This is a genomic window from Streptomyces sp. MS19 (assembly GCF_047200595.1).
Taxonomy (GTDB): domain Bacteria; phylum Actinomycetota; class Actinomycetes; order Streptomycetales; family Streptomycetaceae; genus Streptomyces.
Map to the genome: position 1 here is coordinate 250884 of NZ_JBJZOH010000001.1, position 15190 is coordinate 266073.

Consider the following 15190-nt stretch of genomic DNA (forward strand, 5'->3'; position numbering starts at 1 on the left):
CGGGTCCCTGGTGCCGGCGCCGGCGCCGGCGGCTGAACGGCACGACACGGCAGCGGCGTTGTCGCGACGACGGACGAACCGCGCGGGCGAACTGTGCGAGGAATCCGGCACCCGACGCCGCGGGGACGCTCGCATGTCGCGTCCGGTACGGCAGTCCCCGCGCGTGGGTGCGTGCGGCGCGGCGGGGGACGCGGAACTCCGAGACCGGACACGGCGAGAGGCGGACAGGTGACGGACGGACCGCGCGGGCGCGTCGTGCTCGATGTGCGAGGGCTGGCCGTCGGACGACCCGGCGGCGCCCGGCCGTTGAGGGACGTCCGGCTCCGCGTGCGCGCCGGCGAGTGCGTCGTCGTGGTCGGCTCGTCCGGTTCCGGCAAAACGACGCTGCTGCGCGCCCTGCTGGGCCTCCTGCCGCCCTCGGCGCAGGTCACGGGCAGCGCGGTGGTGTGCGGCACGGAGGTGGTGGGCGCCCCCGAGCGGGCACTGCGGCGGCTGCGCGGCGGGACGGTCGGGTACGTGGGGCAGGACCCGTTCGCCTCGTTCGACCCGCTGCGGTCGGTGGGCCACCACGTCGCCGAGGCGTGGCGCGCCAGGGGCGGCGGGCCGCCCGGGGACGCGGTGGCGGAACGGCTCACGGCACTCGGCATCGCCGACGCCGCCCGCCGCGCGCGGCACCGCCCGCACGCCTGGTCGGGCGGCATGCTGCAACGCGCCTCGATCGCGGCGGCCGGGGCACACGCCCCGCTCCTGACACTCGCCGACGAGCCGACGAGCGCGCTGGACGCCGACCTGGCCGACGGCGTGCTGACCGCGCTGCGCCGGGACAGCCGCGCGCTGCTGATGGTCAGCCACGACCTGCGGCTGGCGCGTACGGTCGCCGACCGGATCGCCGTGCTGCACGAGGGGCGGGTCGTCGAGGACGGCCCGGCGGCCGATGTCCTCGCACGCCCCGCGCACCCGGCGGCGGTCGCGCTGGTCGAGGCGCTGCCCGCGCCCCGTACGCCGCCGCGCCGCCCGGCGCGCGGGGGTCACCCGGTCGTGACGGCGCGCGGCCTGACCCGCCGCTACCCGGGCGCGGGAACGGTGGTGTCGGACCTCGGACTCGACGTGCGGCCGGGCGAGTTCGTCGCCCTCACCGGGCCGTCCGGCGCGGGCAAGTCCACGGCGCTGCGGCTGCTCGCCGGGATCGAACGGCCCGACGCGGGCGAACTGCTCCACGCGGGCGCGCCGGTGTGGCGCGACGGCCGCCGCCGGTCGCCGCGCGGCGGCTGGGTGATGCCCGTCGACCAGGACCCGCGCGCCGGTCTCGACGCACGCTGGCCGGTGTGGCGCACGCTCGCGGAGCCGCGCGGACGGTCCGGGGCGCGCGGCCGTGCCGCCGCCGTCGCCGCGGCCCGCGCGGCGCTCGACTCGGCCGGACTGACCGGCGTCGATCCGCGCGCCCGCCCCGCCGAGCTGTCCACCGGACAGTGCCAGCGCGTCGCGATCCTGCGGGCGCTCGCCGCGCGGCCCGCGCTCGTCGTGGCCGACGAACCGACCTCCGCGCTCGACACGGTGACGGCCGCGACGGTACTGCGGCTGCTGCGCGCGGCGGCGGACGCGGGGACGGCACTGATCGTCGTCAGCCACGACACGGCGCTGATGTCCCACGCAGCCGACCGGATCATCCGCCTCGCCCCTCCCCCGGACTCGGCCGTCCGCTGAGGGGCGCGCCGACAGGCTCGCGGTCGTTCGTCGGCCCCCGGAGCCCGGCCGATGGAGCGCGGCGGGCGGCAGGGCCCCTCGGCGCGTCGCCGGGCTGCTGGCGACGGGCCGTTCGAGTCTGGCGAGCAGCCGCGCGATCCTCGCGTCTTCGCCGTCGGCGAACGCGCGCGGCGTCCGATTCCGCACCCCGACGACGAGCGGCTGCGATGGGAGAACGGACAGGCCGCCGGGTCGCCGTGGCGATCTGCGGTCTGCCGCTTCCGCCCGCCGAGGTGCCGTGGTTCTGGCCGGACAGTACGACCTGAGACCGCGACCGGCCGGTGCTCCGGGGCGCCCCCGCGCGGCCCCCGCCGCCCCGTTCCACCTGCGGCAGCAGCAGGTGGAACAGGGCCGTGGAGACTGTCAACGCCCCGCGCACCGGCCGCCGGGTGGTACCCGAGCTGCTGGCCGACCCGGCGGTGGACGGGCGCGACGTCGGCCGGGCCCCTGCCGCCGAACACCCGCCACGCAGGTAGTCGCCTCGCCCTGTTCAGCCGACTGGTGCGGTGCCCTCGCCTCTCACGGGAGGCGTACGCCCTCGGTGGGTGGTCACGGTCGTCGCCGTCCGGACCCGGGGGACGGACCCTGGTCCGCGGCCTGGGCGGCGAGGCCCTGCCGGACGAGGAGCAGGAGCCGCTCCGCGGGTACGGTCCCGGTGGCGGTCAGGGCGATGCCGTTGGCCAGGGCGAGCAGTTCGGCGACGTCGAGGTCGCGGCGGACGGCGCCGGCGGCCTGGGCCCTCGTGAGCAGCGCGGACGCGGCGGCCCGCATCGAGCGGTGCCACTGGTCGAACAGGGCCGAGCGCTGCCCGGCGGGGTCGTCGGGGATCGACCTCGCCAGTTCCCGCTTCGCCGCGACGTGGGCGATGAACTCCCCGAGCCAGCCGAAGAGCGCGTCGCCGGGAGCCGCACCGGCCCGCAACTCCTCGGCGCTCGCGAGCAGTCCGGCCACCTCTCCGGCGTAGACGGCGACGATCAGGTCCCGGCGCGTCGGGAAGTGCCGGTACATGGTCGCGTTGCCGACACCGGCCCGGCGGGCGATGTCGTCGAGCGGGGCGTCGACACCCAGGTCGCGGAAGACGTCCCTGGCGGTGGCCACGAGCAGGTCGTGGTTCCGCTGGGCGTCCGCGCGGCGGCGCCGCGGCTCGGGACGCGGCGCGGCGGGGTCGTACCGCGGTGGCATGGCTCTCCTTGTGAAACGGGGACTTCCCCGGTTATGGTAGCCGAACCACCGAAACGGGGAGCTCCCCGTTTCCGTCCCGCAGTATCCGGCACAGGAGGTCCCACATGCCGCAGGAAGCGGAGAACGCCGCACCACCGGGCCCGGGAGAGGTGCACCGGCGCGTCGTCGAGAGCTACGGAGAGGTCCTGGCCGGGCGGCTCGAAGACGCCCTGGCACTGATCGACCCGGATGTCCTCGACCACCGGGGCGGCACGCAGGGCGACCACCGCGGGCGCGCCGCCTGGCGGCGGAAGTGGGAGCTGATGGGCGCGGGCAGCGCGTTCCACGACGTGTCGGTGACGATCGAGCAGAACGTCGTCGCGGGCGACACCTCCGTCAACCGGTACACCACCCGCGGCACCCACACGGCCTCCGGCCGGCGCTACGCGGCCCTCAGCATGGACATGGTCCGCGTCCGCGGCGGGCGGATCGTGGAGCACTGGGCCCTGCGCGACTCCGACGCGATACGCGACCAACTCGGCCTGTGACTCCCGGGCGGACCACGCCCGGGGGACACGCGCCTCTCCGCGCCCGGCGGCTCAGCGGCCCGGGTGGACCGGTGCCGGGGTCAGCGCCTCGGCGGCGGTCCAGTCGACGATCTGCACGGCAGCCCCCGCCGCCTCAAGGCCCGCGCACTGGTGGTGGTGCCGCCGCGTGATGTCCCCCGGCCGCAGCAGCGGGCCGAACGCCGGGTGGGCCAGCAGCCGCCGCGCGTACGCCCACACGCGCGGGTGCGCGGCGATGCGGTGCACGGCGTCCGCGTCCAGGTGCCAGCGGTGCACGAGATCGAGCCGCACCAGCGTCACCCACAGGTGGACGTCCGCCGCCGTCACCGCGTCGCCCAGTACGAACGGCCCGTCCGCGAGCCACTCCTCCACCTGGTCGAGCGCCCCCAGCAGCCGCCCCAGCGCGGGCCCGCTCCCCGGGGCGGGGCCGGCCTCCCCGGCGCGCTGCGCCGCCCCGGTGACCGCCTCGTCGCACAGCTCCACCACGGCGTCGATCCGCCGCCCCAGCCCACGCGGGCGCAGGTCGGGACCGTCGCCGGGGAAGCGGACGGCCAGGTCGTGCGCGATGTCCGCCGCGTGGTTGCTGACGACGCGCCCCGTCCAGCGGTCCGTCAGCGCGGGGGCGGCGTAGGGCCCGTCGTACGCGTGGCTGGTCGCCGCGTAGGCGCCGCGCAGGGCGCGGTAGCCCCCGTCGCGCATGTCGGGCACGGCGGGGAGGTACGTCACGGGCAGCCGGTCGGCGAGCCCGAGGAGGGTGTGGGTGATCGCGATGCGCAGACACTCCGGACAGGAGAGCGCCAGGTAGAGGTGGTAGCGGTGCGGCGCGGGGTGGAAACCGTGGTCGGCGTCGGGGCCGATCCGTCCCCTGATGGTCTGGGCCTCGGCACAGGGCGGGGCGGGCGGGTTCGACGGGTCGGGCACGTGCTGGGGCATGACACTCCCTGGGAAGGGCTGCGGACGGGACGGGAGGCGGTGCGCGGCGGGGGCACGCGCCGGAGCCGGGCGACCGGCGCCGGGGAACGCCGGGAGGCAGGAGGACGTGGCGCGGGAGAAGGGCACGGTGAACGGCGGGGGACGCGCCGGTGTGCCGGTGCCGCTCAGCGGCGGGGACAGCCCGTGCTGCACACACGCAGCAGGTCGATGTGACGGCGGGAGGTCAGCAGGGGAAGGCGGGGAACCGGACAGCCTGCCGGCGATCCTCCGTCGTTCATGGAACCCCCGTCCGGTCCGTCCATCCCTGAGCCCGGCCGTCCACCGGGGGCCCGCGAGGGATTGTCGAGCGGTCCCGGCGGGGCGTCAAGGGCATTCTCCCGGAGCATGTCCACTCCGCCGCCCGGCTAATCCGCCACGCCACGGCAGACCGGGGCCGGAACCGCCGGACGGAACGGCCGGTGCGCCCGGTCGCCGAGGCAACAGGAACGGAGCCCGAACGGACAGCCCCGGTGGGCGTCGGGCCTCCCGGCCTGAAAAGTTTTCAGTACGCCGACACCGGGCGCGCAGGGCCCCGTTCCGGGCGCTGTCGCATGTCAGGGGGCTACGGGCCGGTAGCGGTGATCCCGACTATTGACCTGCGCATGACTCGTCGTTAGCTTCGGGCGGGAACGTTCCGGAAACCGTCTGAAAACTTTTGGTCCCTCCTCCGTGTGGAGCCACACCATGACGAGCCGCCGTACCTTCCTCGGACTCCTCCCCCTCACCGTCGCCGCGACCGGCGCCGTGACCGCCGACGCGCACGCCGCTCCCGCAGGCCGGGGCGCCCCCTCGTCCCCGCTGCCGTCCGACTTCATCTCGACCTCGTGGCAGCCCGGCAGCCTGCCGCTGGTGACGGGCGGCCGGGCCGTCCCCCTCGTCGTCAGCAGCGCCGACCACCCCGGCGTGCTGCGCGCCGCGGGCGACCTGCGCGCCGACATCGCCCGCGTCACCGGCGCCGAGCCCGCCGTCGCCCACGACCGGCCGCCGCCGCGGCAGGACGCGGCCGTCATCGTCGGCACCCTCGGCCGCAGCCCGCTGATCGACCGCCTCGTCGCGGACGGCAAGCTCGACGTGGACGGCATCGCGGGCCGCTGGGAGACGACGCGCGAGCAGCTCGTCCGCGACCCGCTGCCCGGCGTGCGCCGCGCCCTGGTCATCGCGGGCAGCGACCCGCGCGGCACGATCTACGGGATCTACGAGATGTCGCGGCAGCTCGGCGTCTCCCCCTGGTACTGGTGGGACGACGTGCCGATCCCGCGCCACGAACGGGTGTTCGCGCTGCCGGGACGGCACACCCAGGGCACGCCCGCCGTGAAGTACCGCGGCTTCTTCATCAACGACGAGAACCCGGCGCTCGGCACCTGGGCCCCGGCGTTCTTCGGCCCGGGACATGCCCCCGGGTACGAGGGCGGGTTCAACGCCGAGTTCCACAAGCAGGTCTTCGAGGTGATGCTGCGGCTGCGGGCCAACTACTTCTGGCCCGCCGTCTGGGGCCGCGCGTTCGCCGAGGACGACCCGCGCAACCACGCCGTCGCCGCCGAGTACGGCATCGTGATGGGCACCTCGCACGAGGCCCCGATGATGCGCGGCATCGAGGAGTGGAACCGGCACGCGGTGGCCGCGCAGCGTGACGCGGACGGCAACATCACCGTGCCCGGCCACGACCCGTACGGCGGCACCGGCGAGTGGAGCTTCCGGCGCAACGGCGAGGCGATCAGGGCGTACTGGCGCGACGGCATCCGGCGCATGGTCGACCAGGGCTTCGAGGGCGTCGTCACCCTCGGCATGCGCGGCAACGGCGACGTGAGCCTGCCGGACGGCGACGGCATCGAGCTGATGGAGTCGATCCTCGCCGCGCAGCGCGAGATCCTCCGCGAGCTGGCCGGCCCCGACATCACCGGCGTCCCGCAGGTGCAGACGCTGTACAAGGAGGTGCAGCGCTACTGGGACGAGGGGCTGCGGCCGCCGGACGACGTGACGGTCATCCTCTGCGACGACAACTGGGGCAACCTGCGGAAGATCCCGGACCCCGCCCTGCCGGAACGGTCCGGCGGCTACGGCATGTACTACCACTTCGACTACGTCGGCGGCGGGCGCAACTACAAGTGGGTCGACACCGTCAACCTCGCGTCCACCTGGGAACAGCTCAACCTGGCCCACCAGTCGGGCGTCGACCGGCTGTGGGTCGTCAACGTGGGTGACATGAAGGCCGAGGAACTGCCGCTCCAGTTCTTCCTCGACTACGCGTGGGACCCGCGCCGCTGGTCGATCGACCGGCTCGGCGCCTGGGAACGGCGGTACGCCGCCGAGAACTTCGGCCCCACGCACGCCGACGCCATCGCCGAGGTGCTGCACGAGTACGGCCGCCTCCAGGCCCGCCGCAAACCGGAGCTGCTGAACCGGCGGATCACGCTCGACCCGGCCAAGGACCCGGCCACCGACCCCTCGGCCGTCGTCTACGACGACCGCGCCACCCCGTTCAGCCTCACCGACTACCGCGAGCTGGAGCGCGTCACCGCCGAGTGGGAGCGGCTGGACGCGCGGGCGCAGCGGATCGGCGAGGAGCTGCCCGCCGAACACCAGGACGCCTACTACCAGTTGGTCCAGTACCAGGTGGAGGCGACGGCCAACCTGTACGCGCTGCGCGCCGCCGAGTTCACCAACCTGCACCACGCGGCCCAGGGCAGGACGTCGGCCAACGCCCTGGCCGACGCGACGGACGCCCGCTTCGCCGACGACCAGGCCATGTCCGACTACTACAACAACACGCTCGCGGACGGGAAGTGGCAGGGCTTCCAGACCCAGCCGAAGATCGGCTACGGCGACGTGGAGCGCTACGGGCCCAACGCCCCCTGGCAGCAGCCGGAACGGGACAACGTGGCGCTGCCCGACGAGGTGTACCCGCCGGTGCGGCGCGTGACGGCGCGCCCCGGGGCCGAGCTGGGGGTGGCCGTGGACGGGTCGGCGGCGTGGTGGCCGGACGCGCGGGAGGCCGCCGTGCTGCCGGAGTTCAGCCCGTACCAGAGCCAGCCCGCGCAGTACGTCGAGGTGTTCAACCGGGGCTCGGAGCCGTTCGAGTACCGCATCACGTCGCCGGTGCCGTGGCTCTCGGTGTCCGAGCCGTCCGGTACGGTCGGCACGCAGGTGCGCGCCGAGGTGACCGTGGACTTCGGCGCGGCGCCCCGCGGCCGGACCACCGTGCCGCTGACGGTCACCGGCGCCGGCACGTCCGTCGAGGTGCTCGCGGTGGTGTTCGACCCGAAGGTGCCGCGGCGACGGCTGGCCGGCTTCGTCGAGGCGAACGGCTACGTGTCGATCGAGGGCGCGCACCACGACCGCGCCGTGGACGGCCCAGGCGTGCGCTGGACGCGGATACCCGACCTCGGCCGCACGGGCGACGGCATGACGCCCCTCCCCGTGACCGCGCCCCGCCAGACCCCGGGCGGCGCCAGGTCGCCGCGCCTGGAATACGAGGTGACGCTGTTCACGGCCGGCGAGGTCACGGTGCACGTCCACCTCTCGCCGCGCAACGGCGTCCTGCCCGGCGGCGAGCTGGTGTACGCCGTCTCCTTCGACGGCGACGAGCCGCGGCGCGTGGACGTCGTGGCGGCCACCGGGGCGGACGACACGGCCATGAACCGCCAGTGGGAGCGCAACACGTCCGACAACGTCAACGTCACCACGACGACCCACACCCTCGCCACGCCCGGCCGCCACACCCTGAAGTTCTGGATGGTGGACCCGACCGTCGTGCTCCAGAAGCTGATCATCGACACCGGCGGCCTGCGGCCCAGCTACCTCGGCCCGCCCGAGAGCCTGCGCGCGCACGGCTGAGACCCGCCGGTGCCCGTCCCCCCGCGCGGCGTCCCCGGCCCCGCGCGGGGGCATGATGGCCGCATGGGAAGGGTCACCGAACGCCGCCGCGTCGTCCGCGTCAGGGACGGCGCCCTGTCCGAACGGGCCGACACCCTGGTCGGCGAGGAGCCGCTGGAGATCCGGGTGAACGGCCGCCCCCTCGCCGTCACCATGCGCACGCCGGGCGACGACTTCGCGCTCGCCGCGGGCTTCCTCGTGTCCGAGGGCGTGCTGGGGGCGCGCGGCGAGCTGTCGCGCGTCACCTACTGCGCGGGCGCGACGGGCGAGGACGGCGCCAACACGTACAACGTCGTGGACGTCCGGCTCGCGGACCCCATGGCGCTGCCCGACGGCATGCTCGACGGGCTGGAGCGGAACGTCTACACCACCTCGTCGTGCGGCGTGTGCGGCAAGGCGAGCCTGGACGCCGTGCGCACCACCGCGCGCTGGCCGCTGCCGCTGACCGGCGGGCCGCGCGTGCCGCACTCGGTGCTCGCCGCGCTGCCGGACCGGCTGCGGGAGGCCCAGCGGGTCTTCGACCGCACGGGCGGCCTGCACGCGGCGGCGCTGTTCACCGCCGAGGGGCGGCTGCTCGACGTGCGCGAGGACGTCGGACGGCACAACGCGGTGGACAAGCTCGTCGGCCGGGCGCTGGAGCAGGGGCTGCTGCCGCTGTCGGACGCGGTGCTGCTGGTGTCGGGCCGCGCCTCGTTCGAGCTGGCGCAGAAGGCGGTGATGGCCGGCGTCCAGGTGCTCGCGGCGGTGTCGGCGCCGTCGTCGCTGGCCGTGGACCTGGCGGCGGAGGCGGGCCTGACGCTCGTCGGCTTCCTGCGCGGCGCGTCGATGAACGTGTACGCGGGCGCCGAGCGCCTGGTGCTCCCCGCGCGGCAGGGCGCCGGGGCCTGACTCGGCCTGACTCAGCCGGACGCGGCGTCGTCCGCCGTCTCGCGCCCGGCCGCCTCCCCCGCCTCCGGGTCGCGGGACCAGCGGCGGGCCAGGACGGCGCAGACGAGCAGCTGCATCTGGTGGAACACCATCAGCGGCAGCACGGCCAGCGCCGCGTGCGTGCCGAAGATCACACTGGCCATGGGCAGCCCGGCGGCGAGGGACTTCTTGGACCCGGCGAAGACGATCGCGATCCGGTCGCCGCGCCCGAAGCCGAGCCGGCGCGCGCCCCAGCGGGTCAGGGTGAGCATGCACGTCAGCAGGACGGCCTCGACGCCGAGCAGCGCGAGCAGCCGGGGCCAGCTCACCTCGTGCCAGACGCCCGCGTTCATCCCCTCGCTGAACGCCGCGTAGACCACGACGAGGATCGAGCCCCGGTCGACCAGGGACAGCACCGCGCGGTGCCGCCGCACGAACCCGCCGATCCAGCGCCGCAGGAGCTGGCCGAGCACGAACGGCAGCAGCAGCTGGAGCGCGATGCCGAGCAGCGTGTCGGCCGAGAAGCCGCCGCCGGCGCCGATCAGCGTGGCGGCGAGCAGCGGGGTGATCAGGACACCGATGATGCTGGAGAACGACCCGGCGGCGATGGCGGCGGCGACGTTCCCCCTGGCTATCGACGTGAAGGCGATGGAGGACTGGACCGTCGAGGGGACCAGGCACAGGAAGAGCAGGCCCTCGTAGAGGTCGTGCGGCAGCAGCCAGGGTACGAGTCCTCTGGCTGCGAGGCCGAAGAGCGGGAAGAGGAGGAAGGTGCAGCCGATGATCGTGAGGTGCAGCCGCCAGTGCCGCAGCCCGTCCACCGCCTCCTGGGTGGACAGCCGCGCGCCGTAGAGGAAGAACAGCAGCCCGATGAAGCCCGTGGCGGCGCCGTCAGCCGCGTCGGCCGCCGGGCCGCTCGCGGGGAGCAGCGCGGCGATTCCCACCGTGCCGAGCAGCAGCACGACGTACGGGTCGATGAAACGGGCCGGTCTGCGCACGGCGGACATTCTCTCCTCCCCCGCGCGACCGGTCCCACCGGGCCCGGCGTAGCGCGCGGCAGACCGTGGGCCACCGGGACGAACACCCTGTCGATCATTCGTCGGCCGCAAGACACAGCGCCGGCAGAACACAGCGCCGACAAGACACAGCCGATCAGAGAAGGACAGTCACGCACGTGAGCACTCCAGCGATCCCCACCGTCCGCCTCACGGACGACGTCACGATGCCCCGGCTCGGCTTCGGCGTCTTCCAGGTCCCCGACGACGAGGCCGAGTCCGCCGTCACCGCCGCCCTGGCGGCGGGCTACCGCAGCATCGACACGGCCCAGGCCTACGGCAACGAGGAGGGCGTCGGCCGCGCGCTCGCGTCGTCCGGTCTGCCGCGGGAGGACCTGTTCGTCACCACGAAGCTGTGGAACAGCGCCTCCACCACCTGGACGCGCGACGCGGTCCTGCGGGAGTTCGACGCCTCGCTCGCCCGCCTCGGCCTCGACCGGCTGGACCTGTACCTGATCCACTGGCCGCGCCCGATGCGCGACGACTACCTGACGATCCTGCGCGCCTTCGCCGAGATCCCGCGCGAGCGCCTGCGGGCGTTCGGCGTCTCCAACTTCACGCCCGCGCACCTGCGCCGCCTGAAGGACGAGACCGGCATCGTCCCGGCGCTCAACCAGGTCGAGCTGCATCCGTACTTCCAGCAGACGGAGACCCGTGCCGCCGACGAGGAGCTCGGCGTCGTCACCGAGGCATGGTCGCCGCTCGGGCAGGGCAAGGGCCTGCTGGACGATCCGGTCATCGCGTCGGTCGCCGGGAAGCACGGCGTCACGCCCGCCCAGGCGGTGCTGCGCTGGCACCTCCAGCTGGGGAACGTCGTCATCCCCAAGTCGGTGACGCCCTCCCGCATCCGCGAGAACCTCGACGTCTTCGGCTTCGAGCTGGACGGCGAGGACATGACGGCGTTCGCCGGCCTCGACCGGGACGGCCGCGTCGGCCCGCACCCGGACGAATTCGACGCGGGCTGAGCCACGCGCGCCACCGCCGTCCCGCGCGGCGGTGGCGCGGCGGACCGCGCCGTGCGCCGGGGAGATCTCCTCGATCCGACCGGCCGGCCGCGCGTCGAGCCCGGTGAGGTCCGCGCGGTGGCGCGGCTCCTCCTGGAGGGCGGCGACGCTCGGTCGACGGCTTCGCCGCCATGCGACCGCACGCTCCGTTCCCGCTGTCCGCTCCCGCGTCCGGGCTTCCGCGCGCGACGCTACGGCGCGGCGGGTGCCGGAGTGCCCGTACGGCGCGCCGAGTGGGCCATCGCCTCGTGCAGCCAGCGCCGCAGCACCCGGTGGACGGACTCGGCGCCCACCAGTTCGCCCGGCGGCTCGCCGCCCACCGCCGGGACGGGCGGGGACAGCGACAGCGGCGACAGCAGGAACGCGCGGTTCTGCTCGCCGCCGAGCCCGCCGTGGCAGCCGAGCTGGGTCTCGAACGCGTGGACCGCGCCGCTGTCCGGATCGACCGACGAGTTGATCATCAGATCGGCGGTGTGCGGGAACGACGCCGCCCGCCGTACGGCCGCCGCCGCGCCGGGCCCGAAGGGCGCCAGCGGGTCGGCGCCCCGCACCTCCCCCGAGTCGAGCCGGAACTCGGCGCCGTCCGCGCCCAGCACCACGGGACCGTGCGCCGCGCTGTGCACCAGCACGAAGCCGATCCCCGGATGGGACGTGAGCGTCGGCAGCAGCGCGGGGTGGAGCGCCTCGATGGTCTCCCGGTCGGCGCGGCCCGGCAGCCCGGGGAACGAGACGAGCCCCAGGTTCCCCGAGCCGAGGACGACGGGCGCGGCACCGCTGCCCGGCCCCGGATCGTCGGGCAGCGGCCTCGGCACCTCGCGCTCCGGCCGCCGCAGCGCCGCGCGGGCGGCCTCCCGCGCCTCGGCGCCCGCCTCGGGGCGGCGGGCCGGACGCGCCCCCTCCCCCGCCGCGACGGGCCGCCCGCACCCGGCGCGCACCAGGCCGCCGAGCGTCTGCCCGTAGGCCGACTCGAACGTCTCGCCCTGACTCTGCCCGTGGTCCGACAGCAGCACCAGGTGGTACGGGCGCGGCGCGTACTCGATGGCCTCCGCCACCGCCGCGACGCACCGGTCCAGGGCGTGGAGTACCTGCCGCGTGTCCCGGCCGCGCGGCCCGGAGTGGTGGGCGACCTCGTCGTAGGCGACCAGGTCGGCGTAGACGGCGGTGCGGCCGTTCAGCACGTCGCCGACGACCGCGGCCGTCACGACGTCCCGCTGCACGACCGTCGCGAACGCGCGGATCAGCGGGTAGAGCCCGCCACGGCCGACGCGCGGGCGCACGCCGCACAGCCGCGCCCGCAGCGCCTGGCAGGGCTCGCGCACCAGCTCGGCGAGAAACGACGCGGCGGTGCGGACGGCGTGCGCCGGATCGGAGAAGTACGCGAAGTACCCGGCGCGCGACCGCTGGCCGGGCGAGCGCCGCGCGGCCATGGACAGCACGAGCGCGACCTGCTCGGCGCCGCCGCTGAAGAGGTTCCCCCGGCTCGCGCCGTCGTACGCGAGCAGCCCCGGGTCGCCGCTGCGCGTGACGGCGCGGCGCTGGAGCTCGGCGGCGCTGGACGGGCGGTTGCTGACGACGACCTCGCCCGACTCCTTCTCGTACCAGCGGAACGCGGGCACGTCGTGGTTGCTGCCGTGGAGGATGGCGAGCTGCGCGGCGCCCGTCTGGCTCGACCAGTCGGTGCGCCACGGCGTCAGCCGGTGGGTGGTGCCGTACAGCCGGGCCAGCGTCGGCATCAGGGGGCGCGGGCCGGTGAGCGCCTCGGTCAGCACGTCGTACCCGATGCCGTCGAGCTGGAGGAAGACGGTGCCGGCCGCGCGGGTGCGCGGCGGCGTGCGCCGGGTCGCGCGCCAGCCCGCCAGGCGCCGCATCCGGCGGCGCTGCTGCCCGCGCACGCGGACGGCGAGGAACGTGCTGGTGGCCGAGGAAACGGTGGACATCACGGCGGCGATCACCACCGCCGTCCCGGTCGGCGGGCCGCCGCGCCCGGCGGGGACCACGCTCAGCGCGAAGACGAGGAACCAGCCGTTGAGCAGGAAGACCAGCAGGCCGAGCGCGAGGGCGGGCGCCAGCAGCAGCGCGCGGACCAGCCAGGGCCACACCAGCGCGTTGAGCAGGCCGAACAGCCCGGCGCCCGCGGCGGCGGTCACGCCGACCTTGGTGAAGCTGTCGCCGTCGGCCGACTGGAGCGAGAAGTCCGGCATCAGCCAGGCGAGCAGGACCAGCGTCACCGTGCTGGCCGCCCACACGACCAGGACCCGCAGCAGCACCGCCCCGCCGTTGCGCCACCCTCTCACCCGCACCTCCGCCTTTCCTCCGGACACCAATTCTCCACATCGCTCCCCGTCCGTCCCGCCCGCGTGCCCACCCTGGCATCCTGGACCCGTATGACTGGACGCGTGCGACTGGGCGCGGACGACGTGCCGGGGCGGAAGGGGACGCGGTGCCGGTGGACATCACCTGGTGGGGCCACGCGACCGTCACCATCCGCGACTCGGGCACCAGCGTGCTGACCGACCCGCTGTTCACCCGGCGCCTCGCCCACCTGCGCAGGCGGCGCGGCGCCCTGCCGTCCTCCGGGACCCGTACGCCGGACGCCGCCGTGATCTCCCACCTCCACGCCGACCACCTGCACATCCGCTCCCTGGCGCGGCTCGCGCCCGGTACGCCGCTGCTCGTGCCGCGCGGCGCGTGCCGTGCCGTGCCGGGGCTGCGGCGGCTCGCGGGGCGGCTCGACGTGTGCGAGGTGTCCGCCGGGGACAGGGTGCCGGTGGGGCGGGTGACCGTGCGCGCGGTGCCCGCCGAGCACGACGGGCGGCGGCTGCCGTTCGGCCCGAGCCGCGTCCCGGCGCTCGGGTACGTGGTGGAGGGGGAGGCGCGGACGTACTACGCGGGCGACACTGACCTGTTCGAGGCGATGGAACGGGAGACCGGCCCCGTGGACATGGCGCTGCTGCCGGTCGGCGGCTGGGGCCCGGGGCTCGGGCACGGCCACATGGACCCCGGGCGCGCCGCCGAGGCGCTGGCGCGGCTGCGTCCGCGCGACGCGGTGCCGGTGCACTACGGGACGTACTGGCCGCTCGGGATGACGTGCGTGCGGCCCCACGAGTTCCACTCGCCCGGCGACGAGTTCGTGCGGCAGGCCGCCAGGCTGGCGCCGGGGGTGCGGGTGCACCGGCTCGAACACGGCGGCAGCGTCCGGCTCGGGGTGCGCGGGTGACCCCCGTGGTGACGGGCCTGGGCCTGGGCACGGCGGGCCTCGCCGCCTCGGGCACGGTCACGCCGGAGGCGACGCAGCAGGCGACCGCGTACCCGTCGCTGTTCCTGCTGGTGCTGCTGGGGGCGCTGGTGCCCGTGGTGCCGACCGGCGCGGCGGTCAGCTCGGCGGCGGCGGTCGCGTTCCACCACTCGGACCCGCTGCTGGCCTCGTTCGGCGTCTTCGTGACGGCGGCGGCAGCGGCGTTCCTCGGCGACGCGACGCTCTACTGGCTCGGCGGGCGCGGCGTCAGGTCGCGGAACGGGTCGCGGTGGCTCGACCGCATGCACGAGCAGGTGGCACCCGACCGGCTCGTCCGCGCGGAGGAACGGCTCGCCAGGGGCAGTACGACGGTCCTGCTCGTCTCCCGGCTGGTGCCGGCCGGGCGCATCCCCGTGATGCTCGCCTGCCTGCTGGCGCGGATGCCGATGCGGACCTACTTGCGCGGAAACGTTCCCGCGGCCCTCGCGTGGGCCGCGACGTACCAGCTGCTCGGCATGCTGGGCGGCGCGCTCTTCCCCCACCCGTGGCAGGGCGTGGTCGCGGCCGTGTCGGTGACGGTGCTGATCGGCGCCGCGCCCGCCGTCCGTCGCCGTCTGCGCGGTCCCGGCGGCGACGGCCAGGACGGGGGGCGGGCGGCGCGGGCGTGACACCTGC

The 15190-nt window shown here is 75.5% G+C and carries 12 protein-coding genes; 8 read left to right on the top strand and 4 right to left on the bottom strand.

Annotated elements, in window-relative coordinates; all coding sequences use genetic code 11:
* Positions 1-264 precede the first annotated feature (264 nt).
* Together ACL02R_RS01135 and ACL02R_RS01140 are read left to right on the top strand one after the other, a co-directional pair.
* Entirely contained in the window at positions 265-1704 is a 1440-nt protein-coding gene (locus ACL02R_RS01135; RefSeq protein ID WP_412795157.1) for an ABC transporter ATP-binding protein, read from the top strand.
* A 392-nt stretch (positions 1705-2096) separates the two neighbouring features.
* A complete protein-coding gene (locus ACL02R_RS01140; protein WP_412794892.1) occupies positions 2097-2219 on the top strand; it encodes a hypothetical protein in 123 nt (40 codons plus the stop codon).
* Positions 2220-2292: 73 nt separating this feature from the next.
* On the opposite strand, the gene ACL02R_RS01145 is transcribed toward ACL02R_RS01140, so the two are convergent.
* Positions 2293-2925 carry a TetR/AcrR family transcriptional regulator gene (locus tag ACL02R_RS01145; protein ID WP_412794893.1) on the bottom strand — a complete coding sequence of 211 codons (633 nt, stop codon included), beginning with the start codon at positions 2923-2925 and terminating at the stop codon, positions 2293-2295.
* Positions 2926-3029: 104 nt separating this feature from the next.
* On the opposite strand from ACL02R_RS01145, the gene ACL02R_RS01150 reads away from it, so the two are divergent.
* Positions 3030-3452: an ester cyclase gene (locus tag ACL02R_RS01150; RefSeq protein WP_412794894.1), complete on the top strand. Its 423-nt coding sequence runs from the start codon at positions 3030-3032 to the stop codon at positions 3450-3452.
* Positions 3453-3503: 51 nt separating this feature from the next.
* Here the strand turns inward: ACL02R_RS01150 and ACL02R_RS01155 are convergent, their stop codons facing one another.
* Entirely contained in the window at positions 3504-4403 is a 900-nt protein-coding gene (locus ACL02R_RS01155) for a glutathione S-transferase C-terminal domain-containing protein (RefSeq protein ID WP_412794895.1), read from the bottom strand.
* A 723-nt stretch (positions 4404-5126) separates the two neighbouring features.
* On the opposite strand from ACL02R_RS01155, the gene ACL02R_RS01160 reads away from it, so the two are divergent.
* Together ACL02R_RS01160 and fdhD are read left to right on the top strand one after the other, a co-directional pair.
* Positions 5127-8276, top strand: coding sequence for a glycosyl hydrolase 115 family protein (locus ACL02R_RS01160; protein WP_412794896.1), 3150 nt, complete (start codon positions 5127-5129; stop codon positions 8274-8276).
* Positions 8277-8339: 63 nt separating this feature from the next.
* On the top strand, positions 8340-9203 hold the full coding sequence (gene fdhD / locus ACL02R_RS01165; RefSeq protein ID WP_412794897.1) for a formate dehydrogenase accessory sulfurtransferase FdhD: 864 nt from the start codon (positions 8340-8342) through the stop codon (positions 9201-9203).
* Positions 9204-9214: 11 nt separating this feature from the next.
* Here fdhD and ACL02R_RS01170 read toward each other — a convergent pair whose 3' ends face one another.
* Positions 9215-10228, bottom strand: coding sequence for a bile acid:sodium symporter family protein (locus tag ACL02R_RS01170; protein WP_412794898.1), 1014 nt, complete (start codon positions 10226-10228; stop codon positions 9215-9217).
* A 215-nt stretch (positions 10229-10443) separates the two neighbouring features.
* On the opposite strand from ACL02R_RS01170, the gene ACL02R_RS01175 reads away from it, so the two are divergent.
* Positions 10444-11241: an aldo/keto reductase gene (locus ACL02R_RS01175; protein ID WP_412795158.1), complete on the top strand. Its 798-nt coding sequence runs from the start codon at positions 10444-10446 to the stop codon at positions 11239-11241.
* A gap of 230 nt (positions 11242-11471) precedes the next feature.
* Here the strand turns inward: ACL02R_RS01175 and ACL02R_RS01180 are convergent, their stop codons facing one another.
* A complete protein-coding gene (locus ACL02R_RS01180) occupies positions 11472-13580 on the bottom strand; it encodes an alkaline phosphatase family protein (protein WP_412794899.1) in 2109 nt (702 codons plus the stop codon).
* A 140-nt stretch (positions 13581-13720) separates the two neighbouring features.
* Here ACL02R_RS01180 and ACL02R_RS01185 point away from each other — a divergent pair, with 140 nt between their 5' ends.
* A complete protein-coding gene (locus tag ACL02R_RS01185; RefSeq protein WP_412794900.1) occupies positions 13721-14497 on the top strand; it encodes an MBL fold metallo-hydrolase in 777 nt (258 codons plus the stop codon).
* 5 nt (positions 14498-14502) lie between these two features.
* Positions 14503-15183, top strand: a complete 681-nt coding sequence (locus ACL02R_RS01190) for a DedA family protein (protein ID WP_412795159.1) — start codon at positions 14503-14505, stop codon at positions 15181-15183.
* Positions 15184-15190 lie beyond the last annotated feature (7 nt).